This is a genomic window from Nocardia wallacei (assembly GCF_029868745.1).
GTDB classification, from domain to species: domain Bacteria; phylum Actinomycetota; class Actinomycetes; order Mycobacteriales; family Mycobacteriaceae; genus Nocardia; species Nocardia wallacei_B.
In genome coordinates, this window is record NZ_JARWOP010000293.1 from 13,867 (window position 1) to 34,997 (window position 21,131).

The window sequence follows — 21,131 nt, forward strand, 5'->3', positions numbered from 1 at the left end:
CGGTACCGTGGGGGCCACTCGCAGCAGAATCACCACTCGGTGGATGGTTGTAGATCCCTACGCCGAGCGCGACTGCGACCGAGAGCAGACCAACAGCACCCGCAGTCCGCCAATAACGCCGCGTCTCTTCATCATCGGCCAACGCTTCCGCCCCCGCCCGCGTGATTGGAGTTGAGCCGTCAGCTTACGGCCGGAAAGCTCTGAAGTGAGCCCTGTTCCGTCAGCAATCCCGGCGCACCATCGTTCGCACGGGGCCGCGTCCGGCTGATCTGCGGATGTTCCGGTACCGCGGCTGAGCGCGTGTGCAGTTCCGGGATGTTGTCGGTGGTCTGGTGTATCTCTTATCGCAGTTCATGTGGGAGATGCGTTGCGGGGGACTTCTATTCGGGTTCCTGGATTGGGCCGCGCAAGCCTGGAACCAGCATGCGCGGCTTCGGCTTTCGAAGGAGGGGATCGACTGTGGAGACTCGCTCGGCGCCGGTGGTGGTGGTGCTCAATCCGGATGAGCTCGGTCCGGATCCGAGTGTGGGTATGGATTTGGCCGTGCGGCTGGGTATCGACCGGCTGGAGATCCGTACTGCTGAGGGTGCCAACGCGATAACGCTTCCGCCCGAACGGATTCGGCGTATCCGGGTTTTGGCCGACGAGCGTGGTTTGCGAGTGGCGGCGTTGGCGTCGCCGTTGTGGAAGTGGTGCCGTCCGGACGCGACGCCGGGACGGGTGGACAGCTTCGGTTTCCCCACCCGTGTCCCGCACGCGGATCGGCTGGCGTGGGTCGAGCGGGCGATCGAGGCGGCCACGCTTCTGGGCGCGCCGATCGTGCGGATCTTCTCGCATTTGCGGGTGGAGGCGTACGCGACCGAGCAATTCGGTGGGGACCCACTGTTGCCTGCCGCCTTGCGCATGGCTGCGCGGGCCGGACGGACTTTGTTGCTGGAGAACGAACCGGTGTGCACGGTCGCCCACGCCGAGCCCCTGCTGGAGGTCCTGGATCGCTACCACGAGCAGGGGCTCGGGTTGTGGCTCGATATCGCGAACCTGCACGAGGTCGGTCAGACCACGCCCGAGACCGTGCAGGCGTTGGCACCATACGTCGGCTACGTGCACGTGAAGGATTACCGCCTCGACGCTGACGGCGGCAGGGTGTTCTGTCCGGCCGGGACGGGGGTGGTCCCCTACGGTGAGGTGCTGCCGGTGTTGCGCGGTGCTGGTGACCGGCTGCCGTATGCGCTGGAGACCCACGTGCGTGACCGCCCAGCCGAGGCGCTGGCCACGGGAGCCGCGTTCCTTCGTGCGGCGGTGCCGGGGAGGCCGGAGTGACGCGAGTGCTTGTTGTCGGTGCGGGCGAGGTCGGCGCCAAACATCTGTCGGCACTCGCCGAGACTCCCGGGGTGACTGTGGTCGGTGTGGCCGATCCTGCACCGGGACTTGCGGTTCCGGCCGGGGTACCGCTGTTCGAGTCGTGGCAGGCGGCGCTGGAGGTGGTGGCGGCGGAGCTGGTGGTGGTGGCGACACCGCCGGGTATCGCCTTGGTCGCGGCCCGGGGCGCGGCGGCGACCGGGGCCGCGGTGGTGGTCGAGAAACCGGTCGTGATCGATGCGGAAGTGCTGGAACCTCGTGCCGGTGACGAGCGAGTCTTCGTGGCCTTTCAACCGCATTTCGCACCCGGTCTCGATGACCTGCTCGCCGGGCCCGGACACGTTGTGCGAGCGGAGGTGTCGCTGGCGGTGCGCCGCGACCCGGCGTATTTCCGTGGGTGGCGGCGACGGTTCGCCACGGCGGGCGGGGTGCTGCATCAGCAGGCCATCCACGGCTTGGCGCTCGCGCTGCGCCTGCTGCCGGGCAAGGTGGAGACGGTGGACGCACGCGTGGTCCATCGCCGCGGCCTCGCCGACACCGAGGACCATGTCCTCGCCTCGATCGTCCTCGCGGGAGGACAGACCATCAAGGTGGATGCGCGCGTCGACTACCACGGTCCGCCGTCCCACGAGGTCGTCCTGCATTACGCCGACGGGCAGCGCGTGTGCGTGCGAGGCCGCAACCTCGAAGCCGGTGTCGGCGCGATCAGCGCCGCGCCGACACACCAGCAGCTGCGGCGTCGCTTGTATACCGAGGTCCTCGCTACTGCTGCCGGCCGCCCGGCGCACCCGTGCTTGTTTCCGCTGTCGGCGCTGCGGCGTCCGTTGGAGGTGATCGACCATGTCTACCGCGACGCCCATGTCATCCGGGCCGCGAGTGCCGCTGGCTGCTGAGGCGCCCGTCGAGGTCGTCGAACGCAAAGGGGTCGGGCACCCCGATACCCTCGCCGACGCGATCGCCGAACTCGCCTCGATCCGCTACAGCCAGCACTGCCTGTCCGTAGCGGGCGCGGTGCTGCACCACAACCTGGACAAGGTCGCCGTGCTGGGTGGCCGGGCCGTCTTCACCGACACCGACGGCGTCTACGACCGGCCGCTGCGGGTGGTGTTCGGCGGCCGGACCTCCACCAGCTTCGCCGGACAGCTGCTACCGGTGCAGGAGATCCTCGAACAGGCCGCCGTCGACCAGCTGCGTGCCGCGCTGCCCGGGTTCGACCGGATGCGGGTGGAGTTCCGGCACGAGACGACCGATTCGAGCAAGTTCCCGCATTGGTTCGCGCCGCGCTCGCTGGCCGATCTGCCCGAGCGGCCCCGCGCGTTCTCCAACGACACCGCCTACCTCGTCGGCACCGCACCACGCACCGCGACCGAAACCATCACCTTGCTCACCGAAGCGTTCTTCCGCCAATCCCCTTGGGCGGGTAGCGATATCAAAGCTCTCGCGGTCCGCCGCGACCAGGACTGGACCGTGACAGTGTGCGTGCCCGCACTCGCCGGGCATCTGACGACCGCGGCAGAGTTCGACGACGCCGTCACCACCGCCGCCGCAGAGCTGACCACCCTCTTGGAGCAGCGGCTGCCGGGCCGGGTGTCGGTGGTGTGCAATACGCGCGGCAGCCGGATCGGCCCGCTGTCGGGCCAGTACTTCACCCTGTCGGGCTCGGCCGTGGACTACGGCGAGGACGGCCTCGTCGGACGCGGCAACGCCCGCACCGGCGTGATCAGCGGCGCGCACGGGGCGGGCAACGAGGCGACGTTCGGGAAGAACCCTGTCTACCACGTCGGCAAGGTCGGCGGCTGGCTCGCCGACACCGCCGCCGCCGCGATCGCGGCCAGGTTCGGGCCGTGCCGGATCGGTCTGCTGTGGCGCAACGGGGCACCCTACGACCAGCCCGCCTCGATCCAGATCACCACCACCCGCCCGGCACCGGCAGGCGACACCGAGGAGCTGGTGCGCACCACTCTGGCCCGCACCGACTGGCTCGATGACCTCCTGACCGGCCGCTACCTGCCGCACGTGGAACCCTTCGACAAGCTCCTCGACGACCTCGGCCCGGTGACCGGATGACGACCCAGCATCTCACCACCGGATACGTGTCCGCCCCCGTCGCGGTGCCCGACCGGACCGACACGACCGCAGCTCGCCACACCCACCGCTACCTGCCGGGCGGCTGGTCACTGCACGACGACGTCACCCACATAGGCCCGGTCGCTGTCACGATCGCCCTCGGCACCGCCGAGGTCACCACCGACCGCGGGACCGTCCATCTCCGGTTGCCTGCCGTCGCCGCAGCGTCGGACACCCTGGCGTATGTCACCTACACCGCATTGGAACGCGTCCGCCAGCAGCAGCACAGGGTCACCGTGCACGCCACCGCCCTGCACACCCCCGCCGGTCGGGCAGTGCTGCTACTCGGCGCGAAGAGTGCCGGTAAAACCTCTACCGCCTTCGCGCTCGCCGCGCGTGGCTGGATCCACGCCGGGGATGACCTGGTCGTCCTCGGCGACGACGACAGCGGCAGCGTGACGGTGTGGCCGGGCAAGCCCACCGCCGCCCTGCGCGACCCGCACCATCCCCTCGACCCCAAACCCCAGCACCCCCTCGAACCGTTCGCCACCGGCCCCGCACCCCTGGCATGGATCGTGCGCTTGGCCGTACACCCAGCTCTCACCGCCACGTCACTCACCACGGCGACACCGGTGTCGGTGAACGAGCAACTGCGGCTGCACGAGAACCTCGCCCGCTACATCTCCGGACTGCCCACCCCGATCAGCGGCCTCACCGACATCCCGTACGGGCCGGTATGGCCTCTCGACACCCCGGCGCTGGCCCGCTGGCGCAGCCAGCTGCTGACCCGGCTCACCCGCTGCCGGTTCGACTACCTCTACGCACCGGACCCCGGCCACGCCGCCGACCTCCTCGCCCAGGAAGCCGACGCCGCATGACCCTCGCCGCGATCCTGCCCAGCCGCAACGAAGCCACCACCATCACCGCCGTCACCGAAGCCGTCGACACCGCCCTCGACGACGACGCGGTCATCGTGCACGCCGACTCCTCCGACACCCCCACGACCGCCGAACGGTTCGCCCGCACGGCGACCCGGGCAGCGACGCTGCCGTTGACCGGGCTGACGCGAGGCAAAGGCGCCCAGATCCTCGCCGCGGCCCGCCGACCCGAAACCGCCGCCGCCGACGTGGTACTGATCGCCGACACCGACACCCGCAACCCCGACCCCCGCCTCTACCACGCCCTCATCCAGCGCGTGCGCGACGGCGCGGCTCTCGCCATCGCCGACTACCCGCGCCACTGGGACGAAGCCAACCTCACCAACCACCTCGCCCGACCCCTGATCGCCGCCACCACCGGCCACGACATCCCCCAACCCCTCGCCGGCGACCTCGCCGTCTCTTATCGCGCCCTCACCGCCGCCGTACACGCCACCGCCGCGTTGCCCGCCGACCTCACGGCTGGTGCCGCCGGATACGGCATCGACGCCCTCCTCCTGCTGACCGCTGCCGCTACCGGCCCCCTCGCCAGCGTCCGCGTCGAGCAACCGAAACAGCACGCCGGATCCTTCCCCCACCTGCCCGCCATCTACCACCACGCCGTCCCCGTGCTGCTGCACCTGTGCGCCACCTGGCCGCCAGCACCCGCTGCACCCGCAACCGCACCCGCGCACTACCGCACCGCCGACCGGGAACTCACTGCCGCGCGCCTGCACACCATGACCACCACACTCGACACCGTCACGCCCCGACCCGTCAGAGACACGCCACAGTGGCCGGAACCGCTCGAACAGGCTTGGCGCACAGTCTGTTCCGGCGCACCGGCGGCCGAGGCCGCCCGCCAGCTGTGGCCGCACTACCTGCGCCGCGTGCGCGACTGGCTCACCCACGGGCAGCACCTGTCTGCTCGGCAGCGGGCCGATACGCTCGCTGCTGCCCACACCCGACTCCACGCACTCATCCACACAGGAGCCCCCCGTTGACCGCCGCACCGACCTCCAGGTTCACCGCTTTCGCACTCGAGCCCTTCCCCGAGATCCGCCCCGGTGACAACCTGGCCAAGGCCATCACCGACGTCCTCGCACACACCGGCACCGAGCTGGCCGACGGCGACATCATCGTCGTCGCCAGCAAGGCAGTCTCGATCGCCGAGCAGCGCTACATCGACCTGGCCACCATCACCCCCACCACCCGCGCCCAGGAACTGGCCGCCGCGACCGGAAAACCCGCCGCGATCGTGCAACTCATCCTGGACAACTCCATCGACTACTTCCTCGCCACCGACCGAGGCCCCATCATCGCCACCCACACCCTCGGCTACCAGCTCACCTCCGCCGGAATCGACCGCGCAGGAACCACCGGAGCCTGGCTGCTGCCCGCCGACCCGGACGCCTCCGCCCGCGCCCTGCGCGACGCCCTGACCACCACAACCGGTGCCGCCGTCGCCGTGATCATCGCCGACTCCGACGGCCGCGCCGACCGCCGCGGTGCCACCGTCATCTCCCTCGGCGCCGCCGGCATCACCCCCCTGCGAGTCACCGAGCACCACGGCAAACGGCAAGAAGAAACCTTCACCGACCTCATCGCCGCCGCCGCAGGCATCATCCTCGGACAACGCGGCCGAGGCGCCCCCGTCGCCATCCTGCGCGGCATCGCCTACACCCCCAACGACAACGGCGTCGCCACCATGCTCCACCACCAACCATGACCCTGCTCATCACCGGAGCCGCCGGAACCATCGGCACTCACCTCGCCACCACCCTCACCGACCACGGCGTCCCCCTCCGCCTGCTCGACCGACGCCCCCTCCCGCGTCCTCCGGCCGGTGCCGAGACCATCCAGGCCGACCTACGCGAGCTGCCCGCCGTCGAACAGGCCGCCGCCGGGACCTCCGCGATCATCCACCTCGCCGGAATCACCCAAGAAGGCCCCTTCACCGAGATGATCGACCACAACATCACCGCAACCCACCACGTACTCGAAGCAGCACGCCGCCAACACGTACCGCGCGTCGTGCTCGCCAGCAGCCACCACGTCACCGGCCTCACCCCGATCGGTAGCCCAGCATCGCCGCTGGCACCGGACAGCTTCTACGCCGTCAGCAAGGTCACCACCGAAGCATTGGGCTACCTCTACGCCCACAAAACCGCCCTCACCGTCGTCGCCATCCGCATCGGCAGCTACCGACCGCAACCCAGCGAACCCCGCCACCACGCCACCTGGCTCAGCCCCCGCGACGCCACCACCCTCCTCTACAACGCCGCCACACACCCCCTACCCCAACCATTCCTCACCATCTACGGCACCTCCGACACCAGCGAGCCATGGTGGCCGCGCACCGGCTGGGACAGCCTCGACTACCAGCCAGCCGACCGGACCGACCAACACACCACCGGCGAACCACTTCCCGACCGGTTCGTAGGAGGCGTCTTCGCAGAACACGACCTCCCAGCCAGCTAGCTGTTTCCAGCCGTGCGAAACATTGAATGCCTTCCGGACACGTACACAACGCCAACTCCTCGGCACGCAAGACATTCGCCTGCCACCGGTCGGGTCCTCGTGAGCCAGACCGGGTCGCATCCTCGGATAATGTCCCGGCTCCATCACAGACGTTACTGCCCGCTGCTTCTGGGAAGACATACACAAGTCGGCTACCTATCGATAGCCATCAAGATAAGGTCGCGAGCATCATTTCCATACACTGACTGCTCGGTAAGTATTTTGAATGCACGCTCGTAGAGAACAAGTTCTCGAGGCTGCCGGATAGTCAGTTCGGCGCTGATGGTTTCAACTTGAGCAATCTTGTCGTCGTATAGCAGAAAATTTGTGGTCTCGTAGAAGAACTCGGCCGAATTGGGAAGCACACCGATACGCAGCCGAGGAAGATGCATCGAGCTGAGTAGATGTTCGATTTGTGCGCGTCGGATCTCTTCGCTTCCGACTGATGTGTAGAGTGCCGATTCTCCGATGATGAAATGGAATCGGTGCCCTGGCGCGCGAAGCACTTGCTGACGCTCCATGCGCGCAGCCAATGCTGCGCCGATGTCATCTGGAGCGTCCAGGAACCGGATGCATCGGCTGAGCACTACTTCGGCGTAGTGACGTGTTTGCAGCAGCCCAGGCGGTATAAGACAGTCGAAGCCTCGGACAAGTGTCGATGCGCCCTCGGTCTTGATGCTTTGACGCTGCCGGTGCGCATGCCCTGTTGCTGTAATTCGCCGCCATTCCATATAAGCGGCATTGACATTCCGCAACGTGGCGATCAGATCTGGCAGTGCAAGCTTGTTGTCGGTAAGTCGACACCACGTGGCCAGATCCTCTTCGGACGGCACCGTCTTGCCGTGTTCGATTTTCGAAACCTTGGTCGGATGCCAGCCTGCGGCAGCTGCTAGGCCGCGCCCGGTTAGCCGGGCAGACACCCGGAGTTCGCGTAGACGACCTCCGAGTGCCTGCCGCGCGTCATCGACTCTGGTCACGGAGATACTTTTCGAACGGAATGCCGATCGGCCACAGTTCGTCGCGGATCGTGACACACCGTGAAACGATCACCGGATCCTCGGTGATCGCACCGCCCGCCCACTCGCCTTCCGGGGTGAATACCGAGAAGGCCAGCACGCTGTCGTCGAATAGCCACCAGTCATCGACTGTGTAGGCGTCGGCACTCACTTTGTGTCGAGGCAGGTAGCGGACCTGCTCGCCCGCCGTGACGTTACGGTCGGTATGCCGCAGGAGGAAGCGCGTGTAATCGGTGTGCGGCTCCGTCACAACTCGAAGTCGCTGAATGCTGGTGCCTGCGTCGGTCACCTCGTGTACGAATGCGTCCCACTGCTGCCAGTCATCCGGGTAGCCGGTCTCTTCGCCTTTCAGGAAGCGCTGTAGCTGCTCGTTCTCGGAGGCGACGCCGTACGAGTCCTCAACCTCGAGATGGAACGCCCGACTGTGGGCAAGGTAGAGATCATCGAACTTGGGGCGATAGAGCATACGGGTAGCTCGCTTTCTCGACGTCGACTTCGATCGCTGCCTCATGCGCCGGGATCGCCATCGTCGCCAGCACATCCGGGTCAGTGACGGGTCTTCCTACCAGAGTGAAGGTGCCCTGCCCGGTATCGCGCAAGTCCGCCCGGAGGAACGTACCGAGTTCCAGGTAGCCGAGCAGCTGGTGAGGGATCTCAATCCGACCGGCCTCACCAGCGGGCCATCCCTGGACAAGATCTGTACCTCGATCGGTTGCCCACACCCGCGGGGAGCCGTTGCCCCCGGTAGGCCCGCCAAGTAGACGAATCTGCATATGAGTCCCATCTCGCTCGATGTAGCTCTAATGAGCTGCATACAAGCAGCTCACAAGGATTTGAGTATGACATCTCAAGCAACCTCGAGCAACTTCATTGTGAGCACAGCAGCATAGCTTCTAGCGTCGAAGTCGGCGATCAGACCGTCGTCCCCCTCCACCTCCCACGCCGCAGCAGCCGAGGCGGCGCGGCACAACCACTGCCCCTCAAACCGATCGAGCCGATTCGACATGAATAAGCAACCACAGTCCTGAACCACCCTCAGTGGCCCACACCCCCAAAGTCCCCGGCAGACAGCCGAGCTAATCGGGCGGCCGATGCATAGGAGCGCGCTGGGTGCGACCGCCCGGAAGCGCGGCATTCTGCTCGGATGGGCTTGGCAGCCGTGACCGTCCCGCCCCGATGTCCTGCGATAGAACACTGAAATAGCTTCCGCAGTAATGCAACTCCCGATCGTCTCGTCCCTGCCGGGAGCGGATGCGTGCTGCCTCCAACACCGGCGTCTTTTGGAAAGGAATTAGTGATATGGGTATTTTCTCGGGGCGGCGCTCTCAGGGATTGCTGCATAATTCGACGCCCGTGCCGGGGATACAGGAAGCGCAGGCGGAGGCGTTGTCGCGGGATCGGCAATCGGCCAGGTTCCTCACCGCGGCGGCGAACAGTTACGTGTATGCCTGTTGTCTGCGCGTGGTGGCGCAGTTGGGTGTGGCCGATCTGCTGGCGGACGGTCCTGTGCACGTCGGAGGTCTGGCCGAGCGTGTCCGTGCCGATGAGGATGCCTTGTACCGTGTGCTGCGGCTGCTGGCCACCAGGGGGATTGTCCGCGAAACAGAGGCAAGGGTTTTCGTGCTGATGGACCTGGGGGCATCGCTGCGGTCTGGTTCGCGGTTCTCGGTGCGGGAGGGGATCTTGGCGGCCACCACCCCGGCGATCTACCGCGCGGGTGGTGAGCTGCTGCACGCGGTGCTGACCGGCGAACCTGCGGTGCAGCAGGTGTTCGGTGAGTCGCTGTTCGACTATTTCGGTTCTCATCCGGCCGACGGGTCGGAATTTCATACCGGTATGGGCCGGTATTCGGTGATCGAGAGCGAGAACTTCGTTCGTGCATGCCGGTTGCCCGAGGCCGGCACGGTCGTGGACGTCGGGGGCGGCCAGGGCACGTTGCTGCTGATGCTGTTGCAAAGACACCGGCGGTTGCGCGGCGTGTTGTTCGACCTTCCCCAGGTCGTCGAGAACCACCGGCTGCGGGAGCTAGAAGATGCGGAGCGCTGGGATGTGGTGGGCGGCAACTTCTTCGAGGCGGTGCCTGCGGGGGATGTGTATGTCATCCAGTACGTGCTGCACAACTGGGACAACGAGCACTGCGTCGAGATCCTGCGGAACTGCCGGCGGGCCATGGCTCCCGGCGGGCGGGTGTTCATCCACGACATGCTCGTGCCGCCCGGCAACGAGCCTGATCAGTCCAAGGTCCTCGACATCGTCATGCTCTCCATCGTCACCGGCCGTGAACGCACCCGGCAGGAATTCCAGCACCTTCTGCACACGGCAGGGCTGCGGCTCGTCGGTATCACCCCACCGGCAGTGGGCGCGTTGTCGGTCATCGAAGCCGAAGCAGCCTGACAAAGAACCGCTTCGACGCCGAACGAACCCTGTTCTTGCCCAACGTTTCTGGAGCTGTCTCCGATGACTACACCCTCTGTTCCGCCTGCTCGCCATCCGACCGAGTCCGGCCGCTGCCCGTTCGGGCACGGCTCGCCGGTCGACACCGCCGATGAGCGAATCCCGTTGCACGACCCCGCTTTCGCGCAAGACCCGCACGCCGCCTACAAGGCGATGCGAGAACGGTTCGGGTCACTGGCGCCGGTGTACCTCGCACCCGGTGTGCCGGCGACCCTGGTGCTCGGGCACCGGACCGCGGTGGAGGTCTTGCACGACGAGCGCCATTTCCCGTCCGACCCGCGCACCTGGCAGCAGACGGTGTCCGCTGATTCGCCGTTGCTGGCGATGATGGGCTATCACCCAGCTGCCCGCTACAACACCGGTCGCGCGCACGAGCGCTATCGGGAGGCGTCGCGGGCGGCGATCGACGCGGTGGATCTGCATGCCCTGCACGCCCTCGTGGAGCAAGTCGCCGTCCCGCTGATCAACGTGTTCTTCGGCGCGGGCGCGGTGGAAGTGATCAGCCAATACGCGCACCCGCTGGTCGTGCGGATCCTGAACGTTCTCGTCGGCTGTCCAGAACAGATCGGAGACAAGATCGCGCAAGGAATGGCGGCTCGATTCGACTCCGGCGCCGACGCCGCCGAGGGCATGCACGTCCTGCAGCGGGCGCTGACCGACCTGGTCGAATGCAAGCAGGTAGAGCCGGGCCCGGATATGGCCTCGATCATGCTCGCCCATCCCACCGGGTTGACCGGTGAGGAAGTCGTCGCGCAGCTGATGAGCTTCTACGGCGCCGGAGTCGAGGCGTTGCAGAACCTGATCGCCAACACCATCTTGTTGACCCTCACCGACCAGAGGTTCGGCGGCGGTCTACTCGGCGGGAGCCTGTCCACCCGCGAAGCGCTGGACGAGGTGTTGTTCACCGATCCGCCGATGGCGAACTTCTGCACCACCTACCCCCGCCAACCGGTCCTCATCGACCACACGTGGCTGCCCGCGCATCAACCGGTCGTGGTCAGCCTCGCCGCCTGCAACAACGACCCCGCCATCCGCGCGGGCGACATCGTCGGCAACCGGTCGCACCTGGCCTGGAGCGCCGGACCCCACCTGTGCCCCGCCCAGAACGTCGCCCTCCGGATCGCCGGAGACGCAGTCGACCAACTGCTCGACGCACTGCCCGAAGTCACCCTCGCGATCCCTGCTGAGGAGTTGGTGTGGCGGCCGGGCCCGTTCCACCGCGCACTCACCCAGCTGCCGGTGTCCTTCACTCCGGCGTCTCGCCCGCCCACCGGCCTCTACGCCTACCCGAGCGAGGCATAATGACTGCGGCCGGTCTGGCGGACCCGGATGCTGAGCCCTTGGGGACGGACGCGGGGCGTCCGAGCCTGTGCCGGATGTACAGCTACTGGTATTACGGCGGCAAGGATCACTACGAGATCGACCGCGACACCTGCCACACCCTCGCCCAGCATGCGCCGGGCTGGGAGCTGGCGGTGCGGGCCAGCCGGGCCTGGCTACGCCACCGGGTCTGTGACCTCGCCGCACGAGGCATAGGCCAGTTCCTGGTCCTCGATGCCGGGTTCCCGGTCCTCGGTGAAATCGCTGTGCACGAGCTGGCGGCGCAGAACCTGAGTGAGCGGCCCGCGCGGGTGGTGTACGCGGATCCGGATCCGCTGGCCAGCCTGCACAACCATGCCGAGCTGGCCGACAACGTCTACGTCCACGCCGTGCAGGCTGACCTCGCCGATCCCGCCGCCGTGCTCGACCGGTCCCGCGCCGCGGGCTCGCCCCTGGACTGGTCGAAACCGGTGGCTGTGCTGCTGCCCGACTCCCTGTCGCATGTCCCCGACGATCCCGGCCCCGCCGAGATCGTGCGCCGCTATCGCGAGCTGCTCGCCCCTGGGTCGTGGATTGCGGCCAGCCATTACACCGATCCCGGGCGTCGCAGCCCCGCACACGAGACCGCGAGCGTGTTGCAACAGCAATTCACTACTTGGCTGGGCTCGGGCCGGTTCCGAGCCCCGGCAGAGATCGCGGCGTGTTTCGACGGCCTGGAACTGCGCGACCCCGGGATCGCCGACCTCACCGCCTGGCCGCCACCGCTCACCTCGGCCACACCGCTCCCGGCCGAGGCCGGCCTGATCCTGTGCGGCCTCGGCCGCATCCCCGATCCCACCCAACAACACGCACACAACGGAGGAACACGCTGATGAGCATCACCAGCACACGATGGCGCCGAGTGGCGCCCGGGGTGTGACCAGCCATGCCACCCGCCACCCCACCCCAACCGCCACACGGTATCCGGCACATCCATATCGAATCCGGCGCCCTCGCCTTGGATTTCCAGGCAGCGCTGAACAAGCACAGCACGTCGCCGATGAACTCGCGCGTACCTTCGCCGACTTGGACCTGCGGGTGACCATCGACGACAAGGTACGGCGGGATCTTCCGCCGCTGCCCTGCGCGGACCTTTGGGACTGAGGCTGCCACCCACGCCGTTGGAGCAGTGCTTGAAGCCTGCTGAACACGAAGGACTTCCGACCGATGATATTCCCGGCATCCCCAGAAACGCGCGTGGCCCTCTTCAATCCCGTCCACACGGAGGAAGTGACCATGACCCGGTTGCGCGAGTACGGCCCCGACTATGCCCTCACGCTCGCCCGGGCGAGCGACCTCGCCGATCACGACGAGCTAGAACAGGCGGCACGCAGCCTACGTGACGCCGTAGATGTGCTCAGGCGCACAAGCATCGACCAGGCCGCGGCGGCAGAGCTGGTGTACCAGCACCTCCTGGCCTGGGCCGACGCAGTCACCGCCGACATCCACGCCAGCGGCCGGGCAAGGCACTGACCATGGGGGCGAGCCCGGAACGCCCGCGACTGCCCCCTGGTCGAATCCGTTGCTTCTCAACGCTTTTCTGTGGTTTTGCGATCGAAGGGACTTCTCGCTGATGCCTGCCGATTCTCCGACCGGATCGTCTGCCCGCCAGGTCGGTCACGTCTACTCGCCGCGGCCGACGCACCGGCGTGGGCGCGGCTGCTGGCCGAGCATCTGGTCCGGTGGGCCGCCGCGTTCGGAGGCCGCACCAGCAAACAACACGACCCCCTGACCCCCTGTCGACCATTCCGGAAGGAGCTACACCATGGACCTCAGAATGGGCTATCCCCACTCGGCCCGCATGTACGACTACTTCCTCGGCGGCAAAGACAACTACGAGGCCGACCGTGAGCACGCCGAACAGGTCGAGAAGGTCTTCCTGTCCGTGCGCCTGGCTGCCCACCACAATCGCGGATTCATGCACCGCGCCATCCGGCACCTCGCCCAAGAAGGTATCCGGCAGTTCCTCGACATCGGCACCGGCATCCCCACCGAACCCAACCTGCACCAGGTCGCCCAGCAGATCAAACCCGAAGCGCGCATCGTGTACGTCGACAACGACCCGATCGTGCTCGCCCACGCCCGCGCCCTGATGACCAGCACCCCCGAAGGCTGGACCGCCTACCTCCACGCCGACGTCACCCAGCCCGAACAGATCCTCACCGCCCCCGAGGTGAGAAACACTCTCCGACCCAGCGAACCGGTCGCAGTGAGCCTGATCGCGCTGCTGCACTTCATCCCCGACGAATGCAAGCCCCATGACATCCTCGCCACCTTGCTCGACGCCGTCCCGTCCGGGAGCTATCTCGTGATCTCCCATGCCACACCGGATTTCGACCCCGACACCTTCACCAAAATCCAGGACATCTACCGCGACGGCGAGATCCCCTGCCAATTCCGCAGCCACGAGGAAGTCACCGGTTTCTTCACCGGACTCGACCTCGTGGACCCAGGTGTCGTGCCGCTGCCCCGGTGGCGGCCTGACCTGTTCGCCGTGGACGACCCCGACAACGACACCCTCACGACCCTGGACGCCAAGGTCGGGGCCTACGCCGCCGTCGCGAGGAAACCATGACGCGCCCCGCACACCCCAGCAACACGCCTGCCGCTGTGTGCTGGACGCGGCACGTACCCCAGCGACAACCACGGAACCATCGACCTTCACCACGGAAGATTCGATCTATGAACGCGCGCCTCGGGGAATCGGTGTCGGTCACCCGCTGCGTCGCCGCCCACCGGCAGGCTTCGGCACCGACCGGCCGCCGCCGACCCGCCACCACACCATCCCCCGGCCATCACGCGGGCGGCGGGACCGCGGCCCCGCCTGGTGGGCTGGCATGGCCTGTCGGATCGTCCGGATATCGTTGTCCCGGCGGGAAATTGTCGGGAGAAGGGAACGCCGTCATGGTTGACGATGATCAGCTCGGTTTTGCCATCGAGTTCCATGAGAAGACCCAAGCATTTCTCGATTGGGCCGAGCCCGCTCTGATGGAATCCAAGGTTCGAGCATTTCTCACCGACACGGTTCCCGGCATCGCAGACTATTCCTCCGATGCGTGGTGGACCTCGCCGCTGCTGCTGCGCATCCTCGACGCCGCACTCGACCGGTTCGGTGACTGGGCTGGTTTCCTGTCCCCGGACCATCGCGAGAGCGCGGATCAGCTCGTGCGGTTCCTGGGCGAATGCTGCCTCCGACAGCACCCCGGCATGACCTGGGCCAACCGGCCGACAGACGCCACCTGCCCGCCACTGTACGACGATTTCGGGCCCGTAGTCCTGTTCACCGAGTCCGGAGCGGGGGAAGCTCCGGCCTCGCTGGCCGAAGAACTCTTCCTGAAGAACTACGGCCCTCGCATGGTCGTCTACAGCATCCAGAAGGCCGGGACCGCCGTGTAAACGGCGGAATCGGAGAGGGGGGTGGCGTGCCGGACGACTACGATGCCGTGCGCCGGAATCTGTCGAACTACGAGCGGGGCCTGTACTTCGAACTCGGACGCGCGCACATCCGGGGAGAAACCCCGGAGAAGGGCTGGGTGCGTCAGTTCGAAATCAAGGTCGGCGGCAAAATACGCCGACTGGATTCGGCCCGCACCGAAGGCCGAGGCGTCCGGAGCAGAGAACGGAAATCCGGACAGGTACACGAACGAGAAACCCTGGAACAGCTGCGCCGCGAACGCGCCGCGCTACGCACCGGGCAGCTGACCCACAGCGGATGGGAAACCGTCGCCGGAGAGAAGATGCCGCGCACCGTCCGCGACGAACTCCACCAGATGGCCCGCGACTTCCCCGGCAGATTCCACCACGAAGTAATCTCCCGAGCCGACGCGCTGCGCGCACTCGAACTCGGCAAGAGCCTCGCCTCCCGACAGCTGGAACTGATCCGCAGCTACCAGCTGACCCGCGCCGACCGCGCACGCAAACGACTCGCCAACATCCGTGAGATCGTGCGCAAGCGAGAAGCAAAAGCGAAAGAAGACCGCGCCAGAACCGAACGGGAAACACGCGAAGCACGGGAACGAATACAACGCGAAGTAGCCGACCGGGTTGCCCGCGAGTTCCGCCTGCCGGAGGTGCTGCGCCGCGACCGCGAGAACAGAGACGCCGAACGGGCACAAGCGCGAGAAGCAGCCGACGCCGCCGAGGCGCGGCGCGCACGGGAAGCAGCCGACAAAGCCGAACGCCAACGCCAGCGGGAGGCCACCGAGCGGCTCGCTGCATTCCGTCAGCAAACACGCGAAGCGACCGCGGCAGGCCGGGTGGTCCGAGGCGGACCCGAAATCGCCGACCTGCTCATCGTCGGACGAGCCACACCAGGCGCCGCGCCTCCCCACCGCGAGCCGCCACAAGCCGGATCCACCCGCGGCGGACGCGAAGACCGCGGAAGAGAACGCGGAATCGAACGCACCCGGGACTGATCTCGGCGACTTCGTTGATGGCGACACAGCTCTCGCGCGCATCGTCTGGTCCGATCGGCGGGCATCCGCGCCCATCGGCGGAGCCCTGTTGAGGGGATATAACAAGAAATCCAACCCCGGGATCGAGCAAGATCCACGGTTCCGTGCCGTTCTCGAAGACATCCAGGCATGGTCCACGAGCCGCAACAACGCGATACACGCCACTGCGAAGATACTCGGAAACGATGATCCCACAGTCACTTTCGCCGACCTGTTGACCGTCCACCGCGAGACCGCGATTCGCGGAGTGCAACTACTCCAGCAGTACGACCAGCTCGACACTCGAGCGCGCACCGCGCACGGTCTGATACCCGGCACCTACCCGAACGCGTTCTTCCCCGAACACCGGCCCAAGCCGGTCCCAGCGCTAACAGCACACCGAGACGCGGAGGTAACCTATCGGTTGCTGGTAAGGCGACGAGTGGTGCGGCCGACAGTGCGAGTGCGCCCTCCCGTTGCTTCTGCATCGCTGTATGCCCGGACCTGTCTGGAAGCGAGCCCGGCGATGGCCAAGAAGAACAATGTGACCCGATTGCCGACCCGCCTCGGCACCACCGCCCGGCAAGCCGCCGAGCCGGTACAGGCTGCCGTGCACGACTACCTCGCAGCCCGTCACCGGCTGACCGAGCAGCTGGCGCAGGTCGACGCGCTACTCGAACAAGGTGCCACGGAACCTCTCGAACAACAGGCGACAGCCCTGGGCGAGAGACTGATCAGTGTCCACAGCAGCCTGATCCGCTTGTCGACGACCGTCGCCATCGGGCGGACAACAGCGGACTCGACGGTGCTGAGCAAGGCGCTGGCGGAAGCGACAGCACCACTCGTCGCGCAGCGGGCCGAGCCGCAACCGGCGCCTGCCTCAGCGAGCGAAGCCACGTCGTTGTCCACTGTCGACGAGCTGAAGGCCCTGGGAGCGGATTCGGTCGTCATCCAGGCCCCCATCACCGAGTCCGGCCGCCCCCGACCGTTCCAGCGCGGCGACGACGGACAGTGGCACAGCCACACCATCGGCCGAGGCGGGATCTCCTCGGACAGCCTGTGGAACGGCGGCAGCGACCTGGTCGTCGTTCTGCGCACCGACAGACCGGTCACCGCCGGCGCGACTCCCGCACAGCGCATCGCCGCCGAGGCCGGTTTCCGAGGCTGGCAGGTACGCGACGACGACCACGGCCGCCTCCGTCTCACCCGCGGCCAGATCGCCATCGACCTGCGGTACTCCACCGCCAGCGGCAGCATCACCAAAGCCACCAGAACCCATGCCGACGGGCGCGTCGACCACGCTGCCGCCGTCGGCAAACTCGGCACGGTCCTGCGCTGGCTCAAAGACGACCAATGACGCCCCGCCCGGACAGGTGTGAACACCCGAACACGTAACCGGACAGACAGCGCCCGCCCATAGCTCCACCGCCTCGCGCGCCGCGGTCCGCTCGACGACCTGTCGGGCCGCGCGGCCCGCTTGGTCGTGTGCGTGGCGGGCCGGATGTTGCGGCTCTGCGGCTTAGTCTTCTCTGATCAGGTGTTATCCCGTTCAAGTGAGAACCGGAGGTACCGACATGGCAGGGAAGTTCGAGCTGTACACGGACAAGGCCGGCAAGGTGAGGTTCCGGCTCAAGGCCGGAAACGGTGAAGTCATCGCCGTCGGCGAAGCCTACGAATCCAAAGCCGCCGCGGCCAAGGGCATCGAGTCGATCAAGAAGAACGCCCCCACCGCCGAGGTCGTCGACCTCACCGCCTAGCCCGGCCACCGCCGGATCCCCGCACGACGCCACCGCCCCGGCCGCCGCGCCACCCACTCCCGCCACGCCGCCACCTCCGCAACATGATCGGCATGGAACTGGTGGTCGTGGCGGCGGTGGTAGGTGTGGCAGCTGTCGTCGGGAGCGGGCGCCAGAGGTGAAGCAGAGCGCCGGTGCGCATGCGTCATACCCGGATTGGACGCCACCCGTCCGGCAACGGTTCCGCAACCACTCCCTCGGCGCGCCTCGGCTAGGCGCGCTCGGCTGAGGTCCTGGCTACGGGACCATGCGCCGGGCGTGGTTCATCGCTTCCAGGGTGACCTGCCGGGCGCTGCGTCGTTCCTGTTTCGAGTACCGCAGGCCCGCCAGCTCGCCCTCGACGGCCTGCAACAGCTCCTCGATGACCAGCGCGCGCCCGTAGGCAGGGTTGTGGGAGTGCTTCGCGTCGCGTATCGCGACTGCCACCAGCGCCTTCAGCTCCTCGCTCACCCAAGCCATGCCACGCACCGTAACATCGATTCGAACACCCATTCGAGGAATGTTAGAGTCCGGTCATGCCCGCACGCCCGACGATCACGTTCGCGAGGCAGCAGATCGAGGACGTCCGCCGACAACTCCTCGACGCCGCAGCATTCGGCAAGCACATCACGCCCGACCAGCTGGAACGGATGGCCGGCAAGCTGGCCTACAGCGTGCGAGCACTCGACGACCAGCAACACGCTATGCGCGCATCCCCGGGAGCGGTGCACCCGCCACTCGGGGATCGGTGATGTTCCGGCTGGGCCAGATCCCGCCTGCGCGGGGAGCACCCGGCATACGGCGGCGAGGTGCTGCACTACGGACATCCCCGCGTGCGCGGGGAGCACTATCGGTCGACCAGTTCGGGCCGGTTGGTGTGCGGATCACCCCGCGTGCGCGGGAGCACGGGATCGTGGTGGGCGTGGTCGTGCGGAGTCCGGGATCATCCCCGCGTGCGCGGGGAGCACGCCCACCGGGCGCCGCTCGATGCCGTCGTGGCCGGATCATCCCCGCGTGCGCGGGGAGCACACCTCCGCAGGATCATCGACGAGACACTGCGGCGGATCATCCCCGCGTGCGCGGGAGCACTACCGCACGCTGATCACGTCCAACCCCAACGCCGGATCATCCCCGCGTGCGCGGGGAGCACCGCCGCCGTCAAATGTTCCACTATTCTGGCCCCGGATCATCCCCGCGTGCGCGGGGAGCACTTCGAGACTCGCGAGGTCATCAACCTTTTCGGCGGATCATCCCCGCGTGCGCGGGGAGCACGGATTTCGACGCTCGCGGACAGCAATTGTTCGAGGATCATCCCCGCGTGCGCGGGAGCACGGATCACCGGTGCGGTACCAGCGGGAGTAGTGCGGATCATCCCCGCGTGCGCGGGGAGCACGGCGGTCGAGATCCGTGAGCGAGGCCTGGTGTCGGATCATCCCCGCGTGCGCGGGGAGCACGCTACGGCCCAGCGCTCCCCTACCGGATCCGAAGGATCATCCCCGCGTGCGCGGGGAGCACCTGCTGGGGCTGACCGCGAGCGAGGCCCGGGGCGGATCATCCCCGCGTGCGCGGGGAGCACCGTACAGGGACTCTTGCCTATACCTACGTAGCCGGATCATCCCCGCGTGCGCGGGGAGCACGACTCGACAGCCTCGGCCATCTTCAAGGCGTTCGGATCATCCCCGCGTGCGCGGGGAGCACCTGATCTCACGCGCGATCTCGGGCGCGGCGGTCGGATCATCCCCGCGTGCGCGGGGAGCACTCGTGATGAATTGTCGCGCGTGGTACCGACAAAGGATCATCCCCGCGTGCGGGGGATCATCCCCGCGTGCGCGGGGAGCACGTTGTGGACCAACAAGCAGGACAGCTCACCGGGAGGATCATCCCCGCGTGCGCGGGGAGCACCGCGAGCGTCGCGGTAGCGGCGGACTTCCTGGCCGGATCATCCCCGCGTGCGCGGGGAGCACCCGTGCGTCGGCGGATGCACGCAGCCCGGGGTCGGATCATCCCCGCGTGCGCGGGGAGCACCGGTGGGGTGGGTGGATCTGCCGACCACCCAGCGGATCATCCCCGCGTGCGCGGGGAGCACCTAATGCCCCAGCGGGTCTCGTAATGACGGGCCGGATCATCCCCGCGTGCGCGGGGAGCACCTCGAGGAACGCACCGCGTCCGCGCTCGGCCGAGGATCATCCCCGCGTGCGGGGGGAGCACAGGGTGGCCGCTACCGGGTCCTTGCCCCAGCCCGGATCATCCCCGCGTGCGCGGGGAGCACGTCGACCACCGAGGCCACCACCGCGGTGCTGTCGGATCATCCCCGCGTGCGCGGGGAGCACACCATGTCCTTGGTGCCGAACGACCGATCAGGCGGATCATCCCCGCGTGCGCGGGGAGCACGGGTGTGGTTCGCCGAGCTGGTCGACCTCTGCCGGATCATCCCCGCGTGCGCGGGGAGCACACCGGCTCCGGCCTGGATGACGAGGTTGTGGCCGGATCATCCCCGCGTGCGCGGGGAGCACTCGATCGGGTCGGCGTCGGGGTCCTGGAAAGTCGGATCATCCCCGCGTGCGCGGGGAGCACCGCGGGATCGGGGTGAAGACGCTGCGCGATCCGGGATCATCCCCGCGTGCGCGGGGAGCACACTTGTTGACCTGGGGCTTTGCGGAGGTGGCGGGCGAATTTCATTCGGTTTGTTTGGGTTTGAATTTCCGGCGGGTGGCGCGTCTGCGCCACACTGTGTCGTCGGACAGTTGTGGTGCGCTGCTACTGCGTGTGTCTTGCGTGGTACGGGTTTTTCGAGGTGCAGGTGTGTAGTCGGGGACGGTTCGTCGTTGCATGAGGGTGAGTCCGTCGTAGTCGACGGGGGTCCAGTCGTGGCCGTGGACTTTGAATTCGAGTCGTTGTTCATTGTGTGCGGTGTAGACCATGATGGCGCGGCCGTCGGCGACGTATTCGATGACGCGGTCCCAGGTGAGTTGCCGGATTCTGGTGGATATGTGACCGATGAATACGCCGGGGCTGATTTCCAGGAGCCATCGGGTGAGGTGGCCGCGTAGTCCTGGTGGGACCGCGGTGAGGACGATGACGGTCAAAATTCGTCTCCGTAGCCGACTCCGCCGGGGACGGTGTTGTTGCGTTCGTCCCAGAGCGTGATGATGTCGAATTCTGGGCTGTCGAGTTCGGGGGGTTCGTCGCTGTCGCGGAGGAGGTGTTGGATGTCGGTGGCGCAGCGGGTGA

Annotated in this window: 22 protein-coding genes and 1 CRISPR repeat array; of the genes, 17 read left to right on the forward strand and 5 right to left on the reverse strand. The window is 67.2% G+C overall.

Annotated features, from left to right (window positions below):
* Window positions 1–459 precede the first annotated feature (459 nt).
* The 7 genes from QH470_RS26775 to QH470_RS26805 are packed head-to-tail and all read left to right on the forward strand — an operon-like array spanning window position 460 to window position 6,824.
* Window positions 460–1,320, forward strand: coding sequence for a sugar phosphate isomerase/epimerase family protein (locus QH470_RS26775; protein WP_280275126.1), 861 nt, complete (start codon window positions 460–462; stop codon window positions 1,318–1,320).
* The gene (locus QH470_RS26780; protein WP_280275127.1) at window positions 1,317–2,252 is read left to right on the forward strand and encodes a Gfo/Idh/MocA family oxidoreductase; all 936 of its coding nucleotides are present in this window, start codon (window positions 1,317–1,319) and stop codon (window positions 2,250–2,252) included. Before QH470_RS26775 ends, QH470_RS26780 begins: the two co-directional genes overlap by 4 nt.
* A complete protein-coding gene (locus QH470_RS26785) occupies window positions 2,200–3,426 on the forward strand; it encodes a methionine adenosyltransferase (RefSeq protein WP_280275128.1) in 1,227 nt (408 codons plus the stop codon). Before QH470_RS26780 ends, QH470_RS26785 begins: the two co-directional genes overlap by 53 nt.
* A complete protein-coding gene (locus QH470_RS26790) occupies window positions 3,423–4,304 on the forward strand; it encodes a hypothetical protein (protein WP_280275129.1) in 882 nt (293 codons plus the stop codon). The genes QH470_RS26785 and QH470_RS26790 overlap by 4 nt, the downstream gene beginning before the upstream one ends.
* Window positions 4,301–5,347 carry a glycosyltransferase family protein gene (locus QH470_RS26795; protein WP_280275130.1) on the forward strand — a complete coding sequence of 349 codons (1,047 nt, stop codon included), beginning with the start codon at window positions 4,301–4,303 and terminating at the stop codon, window positions 5,345–5,347. The genes QH470_RS26790 and QH470_RS26795 overlap by 4 nt, the downstream gene beginning before the upstream one ends.
* Window positions 5,344–6,072: a coenzyme F420-0:L-glutamate ligase gene (locus tag QH470_RS26800; protein ID WP_280275131.1), complete on the forward strand. Its 729-nt coding sequence runs from the start codon at window positions 5,344–5,346 to the stop codon at window positions 6,070–6,072. The genes QH470_RS26795 and QH470_RS26800 overlap by 4 nt, the downstream gene beginning before the upstream one ends.
* The gene (locus QH470_RS26805) at window positions 6,069–6,824 is read left to right on the forward strand and encodes an NAD-dependent epimerase/dehydratase family protein (RefSeq protein ID WP_280275132.1); all 756 of its coding nucleotides are present in this window, start codon (window positions 6,069–6,071) and stop codon (window positions 6,822–6,824) included. The genes QH470_RS26800 and QH470_RS26805 overlap by 4 nt, the downstream gene beginning before the upstream one ends.
* 191 nt (window positions 6,825–7,015) lie before the next feature.
* Here the strand turns inward: QH470_RS26805 and QH470_RS26810 are convergent, their stop codons facing one another.
* Window positions 7,016–7,840: a helix-turn-helix domain-containing protein gene (locus tag QH470_RS26810; RefSeq protein ID WP_280275133.1), complete on the reverse strand. Its 825-nt coding sequence runs from the start codon at window positions 7,838–7,840 to the stop codon at window positions 7,016–7,018.
* Window positions 7,824–8,345 (reverse strand): DUF6879 family protein, encoded by a 522-nt coding sequence (locus QH470_RS26815; RefSeq protein ID WP_280275134.1) that lies wholly within the window; start codon window positions 8,343–8,345, stop codon window positions 7,824–7,826. Before QH470_RS26815 ends, QH470_RS26810 begins: the two co-directional genes overlap by 17 nt.
* An 833-nt stretch (window positions 8,346–9,178) precedes the next feature.
* Between QH470_RS26815 and QH470_RS26820 the strand changes: the two genes are divergently transcribed.
* The 9 genes from QH470_RS26820 (at window position 9,179) to QH470_RS26860 (ending at window position 17,882) form a co-directional block, all read left to right on the forward strand.
* Window positions 9,179–10,273: a methyltransferase gene (locus QH470_RS26820; RefSeq protein ID WP_280275135.1), complete on the forward strand. Its 1,095-nt coding sequence runs from the start codon at window positions 9,179–9,181 to the stop codon at window positions 10,271–10,273.
* 63 nt (window positions 10,274–10,336) lie between these two features.
* The gene (locus QH470_RS26825; protein ID WP_280275136.1) at window positions 10,337–11,635 is read left to right on the forward strand and encodes a cytochrome P450 family protein; all 1,299 of its coding nucleotides are present in this window, start codon (window positions 10,337–10,339) and stop codon (window positions 11,633–11,635) included.
* Window positions 11,635–12,525 (forward strand): SAM-dependent methyltransferase, encoded by an 891-nt coding sequence (locus tag QH470_RS26830; RefSeq protein ID WP_280275137.1) that lies wholly within the window; start codon window positions 11,635–11,637, stop codon window positions 12,523–12,525. Before QH470_RS26825 ends, QH470_RS26830 begins: the two co-directional genes overlap by 1 nt.
* Before the next feature lie 403 nt (window positions 12,526–12,928).
* Entirely contained in the window at window positions 12,929–13,165 is a 237-nt protein-coding gene (locus QH470_RS26835; protein WP_280275138.1) for a hypothetical protein, read from the forward strand.
* A 292-nt stretch (window positions 13,166–13,457) separates the two neighbouring features.
* Window positions 13,458–14,267, forward strand: a complete 810-nt coding sequence (locus tag QH470_RS26840) for an SAM-dependent methyltransferase (RefSeq protein ID WP_280275139.1) — start codon at window positions 13,458–13,460, stop codon at window positions 14,265–14,267.
* A 329-nt stretch (window positions 14,268–14,596) separates the two neighbouring features.
* Window positions 14,597–15,088, forward strand: a complete 492-nt coding sequence (locus QH470_RS26845; protein WP_280275140.1) for a hypothetical protein — start codon at window positions 14,597–14,599, stop codon at window positions 15,086–15,088.
* 26 nt (window positions 15,089–15,114) lie between these two features.
* Entirely contained in the window at window positions 15,115–16,107 is a 993-nt protein-coding gene (locus QH470_RS26850; RefSeq protein ID WP_280275141.1) for a hypothetical protein, read from the forward strand.
* A 544-nt stretch (window positions 16,108–16,651) separates the two neighbouring features.
* Window positions 16,652–17,482, forward strand: a complete 831-nt coding sequence (locus QH470_RS26855; RefSeq protein ID WP_280275142.1) for a hypothetical protein — start codon at window positions 16,652–16,654, stop codon at window positions 17,480–17,482.
* A gap of 217 nt (window positions 17,483–17,699) precedes the next feature.
* Window positions 17,700–17,882 carry a YegP family protein gene (locus tag QH470_RS26860; protein WP_280275143.1) on the forward strand — a complete coding sequence of 61 codons (183 nt, stop codon included), beginning with the start codon at window positions 17,700–17,702 and terminating at the stop codon, window positions 17,880–17,882.
* On the opposite strand, the gene QH470_RS26865 is transcribed toward QH470_RS26860, so the two are convergent.
* Both QH470_RS26865 and QH470_RS26870 read right to left on the reverse strand, forming a co-directional pair.
* Entirely contained in the window at window positions 17,879–18,070 is a 192-nt protein-coding gene (locus tag QH470_RS26865; RefSeq protein WP_280275144.1) for a hypothetical protein, read from the reverse strand. The genes QH470_RS26860 and QH470_RS26865 overlap by 4 nt on opposite strands.
* An 88-nt stretch (window positions 18,071–18,158) precedes the next feature.
* Window positions 18,159–18,380: a hypothetical protein gene (locus QH470_RS26870; RefSeq protein ID WP_280275145.1), complete on the reverse strand. Its 222-nt coding sequence runs from the start codon at window positions 18,378–18,380 to the stop codon at window positions 18,159–18,161.
* A gap of 56 nt (window positions 18,381–18,436) precedes the next feature.
* Here QH470_RS26870 and QH470_RS26875 point away from each other — a divergent pair, with 56 nt between their 5' ends.
* Window positions 18,437–18,652 carry a DUF6374 family protein gene (locus tag QH470_RS26875; protein WP_280275146.1) on the forward strand — a complete coding sequence of 72 codons (216 nt, stop codon included), beginning with the start codon at window positions 18,437–18,439 and terminating at the stop codon, window positions 18,650–18,652.
* A 612-nt stretch (window positions 18,653–19,264) separates the two neighbouring features.
* A CRISPR array of direct repeats spans window positions 19,265–20,535; the repeat unit is 29 nt; unit sequence CGGATCATCCCCGCGTGCGCGGGGAGCAC.
* A gap of 40 nt (window positions 20,536–20,575) precedes the next feature.
* Here the strand turns inward: QH470_RS26875 and cas2e are convergent.
* The gene (gene cas2e / locus QH470_RS26880) at window positions 20,576–20,986 is read right to left on the reverse strand and encodes a type I-E CRISPR-associated endoribonuclease Cas2e (protein ID WP_280275147.1); all 411 of its coding nucleotides are present in this window, start codon (window positions 20,984–20,986) and stop codon (window positions 20,576–20,578) included.
* Window positions 20,987–21,131 lie beyond the last annotated feature (145 nt).